Annotated in this window: 4 protein-coding genes; 2 read left to right on the top strand and 2 right to left on the bottom strand. The window is 70.1% G+C overall.

Annotated elements, in window-relative coordinates; genetic code table 11:
• Positions 1–148 precede the first annotated feature (148 nt).
• Positions 149–655, top strand: a complete 507-nt coding sequence (locus ABIS05_RS09840; protein ID WP_348012347.1) for a hypothetical protein — start codon at positions 149–151, stop codon at positions 653–655.
• A 157-nt stretch (positions 656–812) separates the two neighbouring features.
• Here ABIS05_RS09840 and ABIS05_RS09835 read toward each other — a convergent pair whose 3' ends face one another.
• The gene (locus ABIS05_RS09835; protein WP_348012346.1) at positions 813–1,157 is read right to left on the bottom strand and encodes a translation initiation factor Sui1; all 345 of its coding nucleotides are present in this window, start codon (positions 1,155–1,157) and stop codon (positions 813–815) included.
• Positions 1,154–3,367 carry an alpha/beta fold hydrolase gene (locus tag ABIS05_RS09830; RefSeq protein ID WP_348012345.1) on the bottom strand — a complete coding sequence of 738 codons (2,214 nt, stop codon included), beginning with the start codon at positions 3,365–3,367 and terminating at the stop codon, positions 1,154–1,156. The genes ABIS05_RS09835 and ABIS05_RS09830 overlap by 4 nt, the downstream gene beginning before the upstream one ends.
• A gap of 162 nt (positions 3,368–3,529) precedes the next feature.
• On the opposite strand from ABIS05_RS09830, the gene ABIS05_RS09825 reads away from it, so the two are divergent.
• A partial coding sequence (locus ABIS05_RS09825) for a redoxin domain-containing protein (protein WP_348012344.1) occupies positions 3,530–3,757 on the top strand: 228 nt, incomplete at its 3' end.

Here is a 3,757-nt window from a genome sequence, read left to right as displayed (position 1 = left end):
CTCCCGACCCCAAGCCCGACAGCCTCCCGCCGTGACTTCCTTCTCGCTTGCGGCCCCTGTCGGGCTGAGGTTTTCATTTCGTCACCGTCTCGCCGAACCTCGCTGACTAGCATGCGCACTGAGGCTTCAAGAGCTCACCCCTAACGCCATGCCTACCGTCACACGCTCCTTCCCGGCCACCCAAGCCACCGACCCTCCCACCTCGGCGCGAACCAGGGTGCTGGAAGGCGGCTCGGCGCAACGACAGCCGCCGCGCCCTGCAACAACCGCCGCCGCTCGGCCACGGCCCGCGCCGGGCCCACGTGCCCAGGGCGCCGCCGTCGCGGCTGACGGCCTGCCGCGTTGGGCCAAGGGCGTGGTCATCGGCGGCCTGCTGTTGGCCGTGGCCATGCCGGCCACGGTGCTGATGTCGCGCTCCATGCTTGTGCAGGAGGCGCTGGCCGCGGAAAGCGGCTCCAAGGCCGCCATGGTCTGCACCGGCGGCAACGCGCGCGCGGTGGACAGCTCCAGCATCACCGGCTGGCTGTTCGGCGGCTCGTTCTTCAGCTGCGGCGACTGGGAGACGCGCGACGCTCGCGTGCAGCGCGAGCGCGACCGCTACGAGACCAACTACATGGCGCGGGAACGCACGCGCCAGGGCCTGCCACCAAACTGACTTGCGCCTTTGTCTTTCGGGCCGGGCGCCGGGCCGCCCCAAGCCGGCTCGCATGAGGCTATCGGCGGCTCAGTGCCGCCCGTAGCCTCGTCCCCACGGGGGACCGACCAGACCGGCTCGCGTTCAGCGACGCAAGGCTGGGCGAGGGGCTCCAGTTTCAGCCGCCAACGCGCTTGACCGTCCAGCCCTCGGGCCGCGCCTTCAGCCAGGCCATGACCTTCTCCAGGTGGTCGCCCTGGATCTCGATGACGCCGTCCTTGGCGGTACCGCCGCTGCCGCACAGCGCCTTGAGCTGTTTGGCCAGCACGGTCAGCGCCGCGTCGTCCAGGGGCATGCCGTGGATGGCGGTGACGCCCTTGCCCTTGCGGCCGGCCGTCTCGCGGCGCACACGCACGACGCCGTCGCCCGCAGGCCTCACCTTGTCCTTGCAGGTGCATTGCGCGGCGGGCCGGCCGCAGCCGGCGCAGGCGCGGCCGAAATCGGTGGAATAGACGAGGCTCATGGGCCGGGCCTCAGGTGGCGTTCGAAGAAGGCGTCCATCGTGCGGTAGAGGTGCAGCCGCGTCGCCCGACCAGGGATGCCGTGGGCCTTGCCGGGGTAGATCTGCAGGTCGAAGGTCTTGCCGGCGTTCTGCAGCGCCTCCACCAGGCGCAGCGTGTGCTCGAAGAGCACATTGTCATCCGCCGTGCCGTGCACGAGCAGCAGCGGCCTGGACAGCAGCGCGGCGCGCGACGGCAGGTTGGCGCTGGCGTAGGTCGCGGCCTTGCCGTCGTCGGGCTGGCCGAGATAACGCTCCGTGTAGGCGGTGTCGTAGAGCGTCCAGTCGGTCACCGGTGCGACGGCGATGGCCGCAGCGAAAGGCGTGTCGGCGTCCAGCACGGCGCGCGCGCCGAGGTAGCCGCCGTAGCTCCAGCCGAAGAAGCCAATGCGCGCGGCGTCCACGCCCGGCACGCGGCTGGGCAACTCGCGCACGGCGGCGAAGAGGTCGGCCACCTCGACCTTGCCGAAGGCCTGGGCGTGAGCACGCGTGAACTCGCGGTCGCGGTGAGCCATGCCGCGTGTGTCCAGCATCAGCACGCCGTAGCCGCGCTGCTGCCAGTGGGCGATCAGTGGCATGTCGCGGCCCCAGCCCCAGGTCACGGTCGCGCTTCCGGGTCCGCCGTAGGCCAGCGCGATGACCGGGTGCTTGCCGTCGCGGCGGTCCTGGGCGGGGAAGAAGAAGAAGGCGTTCAGCGGCGTGCGGCCATCAGCGGCCATCAGGTCCAGCGCCAGCGGCGTGTTGCTGAACTGGCGCAGCGCCGGGTCGGGCGGGTCACCGGCCAGCGCGATGGCGTTGGCGCCGTCCAGGCTGCGCAGTTCAAGCGTGGGTGGCGAACCCCAGGCCGAGCGCGTGACGAGCAGCCGCGTGCAGCCGGCATCGGCCTTGGCGTCGCGCCACTGGCGGTTGCCAGCACCGGCCAGCGCCTGCACACGGCCGCCGGCCAGTGGCATCTGGTACAGCTCCTGGGCCTTGCCGCGGTCACCAAAAGCGGCGAAGACGACGTTCTGCGCGTTGGCGCAGACGGCATGTGCGACCGGCTCGGTGGTTTGCGTCAGCGCCGTGCGAGCGCCGCTGGAGCGGTCGATAAGCAGCAGCTGGCGCCGGCCCGAGGCCTCGCTGGACCAGAGCAGGCCGCGCGGCGTCTCGATCAGGTCGTCATGCGTCTCGACCCAGGCGGTGTCGGTTTCGACAGTGATGTCTCGCGGCACGGCATTCGCCTTGAACTCCGTCAGCGTCAGCCGCGTCTGGTCGCGCGTGAACCACTGCAGCCAGGGCGTGCCGTCTTCAAACCAGCCGGCGCGGGCGATGTATTCGGCAGACTTGGGCAGCGGCAGCTCGCGGCGCTGGCCCGTGAGCGCGTCGATGACGAAAGCCGTGACTTTGGCGTTGGCCTCGCCGGCGGCGGGGTAGCGCTGCGAGGTCATCTCCGTGCGGTCGGCAAAGATCTGCGCGCGCGTCTTGAGGCCCACGCCCGACTCGTCCACGCGCAGCACCAACAACGACTTGCCGTCCTTGCTCCACCAGTAGCCGCGCTGGCGCGCCAGTTCCTCCGCAGCGATGAACTCGGCCTGGCCCCAGTTGAGCGTGTCGCTGCCGTCCTGCGTCAGCTGGCGCGGCTTGGCGCCGGCGGCCAGCGGCAGCGTGAAGAGATTGCCGCCCTGCACGTAGGCCAGGCTCTTGCCGTCAGGCGTGCAACGCGGCTCCAGCTTGGGCGCGCCAGCCTCCAGGGCGAGCTTCTGCGCCTGCGGGCCGGCAGCCGTCAGGCGCACGAGGTAGAGATCACCCGACAGCGGGAACAGCAGCGCGCTGTCGTCGCTGCCGCACCACTGGTAACCAGTGATGCCGCGCTGCGTGATGCGCTGGCGCTCCAGCGCCATCTTCTCGGCCTCGCTGAGTTTTTGTTCTGCGCCGCCGAGCAGGTCGGCAGCGGCCACCAGCTTGCGTGGCTCGCCACCCCCGCTGGGCTGGGCCCACAGCTCCAGCACCTCGCTGTCGGCCTGTGAGGGCCGCAGGAAGCTGACCCACTGCCCGCCGGGAGAAACCTCCGCCTGGCGCGGCAGGCGGCCGGCCAGCGGCGGGTCGGCAGTGAGGCGTTTGAGGGTGAGGAGATTGGCAGTCGGGGTCTGGGCCAGTGCCGCGCTTGTGACGCAGACACTGACAGCCAAGGTCATGAGGATCTTCATTACCGAATGCTAGCCGCGGCCGGGAGGGCACGCAGGCGCGGGCGTCGTTCGGCGGCGCATAGACGCTGATCGAACAAGCTCATGCGGCCGGGGCATTTGCTTCATTCCTATGATCCACAGCCCCGCCCCCGTCATTCCAGGAGAGCCACCATGTCCCTGCGCATCAACGACATCGCCCCCGACTTCACCGCCCAGACCACGCAAGGCGAGATCAAGTTCCACGACTTCATCGGCGACCAGTGGGTCGTGCTGTTCTCCCACCCCAAGGACTTCACGCCGGTGTGCACGACCGAGCTGGGCTACCTCGCCAAGATCGAGCCCGAGTTCACGCGGCGCAACACCAAGCTGATCGGCCTGAGCGTGGACCCGGTGGACAAC

It is taken from the genome of Roseateles sp. (genome assembly GCF_039929605.1).
Taxonomy (GTDB): domain Bacteria; phylum Pseudomonadota; class Gammaproteobacteria; order Burkholderiales; family Burkholderiaceae_C; genus Pelomonas.
The sequence above is the reverse complement of the archived record's forward strand: the minus strand, read 5'-3'. Positions and strand labels throughout refer to the sequence as shown.